General features: G+C 66.6%; 1 protein-coding gene. It reads right to left on the minus strand.

Going from position 1 to position 662, the window contains the following annotated elements; all coding sequences use genetic code 11:
* Window positions 1–662, minus strand: a 662-nt coding sequence (locus K0F86_RS16175) for a YDG domain-containing protein (RefSeq protein WP_257572188.1), incomplete at both ends; no start/stop codon positions are given.

Consider the following 662-nt stretch of genomic DNA (forward strand, 5'->3'; position numbering starts at 1 on the left):
GCCGTGCCGCTCAAGGTCGCACCCGTGCTGGCGTCATAGGTCTTGTTGGCGGCGGCGATGCCCGACACGGCCAGGCTGGCCTTGTTGATTGTCGCCGTCAGGCCGCTCGGTTGATTGATGACGTAGTTGCCGGCGTCCGCGCCAGCCAGGGTGTAGCCGCTCACGGTTACGGCCTTGTTGGCACCGGCGTTCTTGTCCGCAAAGCTGCCGGCACCGGTACCGGCAACCGAGACGCTGTCGCTGCCCAGTGCACTCACGACAGCCGTGCCGCTCAGGGTGGCGCCCGTGGTGGCGTCATAGATTTTATCGACGGCGGCGATGCCCGACACGGCCAGGCTGGCCTTGCTGATACTGGCCGTCAGGCCGCTCGGTTGCGTCACCACGTAGTTGCCGGCGTCAAGCCCGGCCAGGGTGTAGCCGCTCACGGTCACCGCCTTGTTGGCACCGGCGTTCTTGTCCGCAAAACTGCCCGTGCCGCTGCCTGACAGCGTGACCGCGTCGCCGCCGACCAGGCCCGAGTAGCCAACGCTGGCGGTGTTGAGCGCGGCCGTGGTAGTGGCGTCGTAGATTTTATCGAGCGCGCTGATGCCGGTCAGCGTGATGCCTTTGGCAGTGACCGTGTAGCTGCTGCCGGCGACGCCGATCGCGTTGTAGTTGCTGGC

It is taken from the genome of Janthinobacterium sp. UMAB-60 (assembly GCF_900095235.1).
Classification (GTDB): domain Bacteria; phylum Pseudomonadota; class Gammaproteobacteria; order Burkholderiales; family Burkholderiaceae_D; genus Janthinobacterium.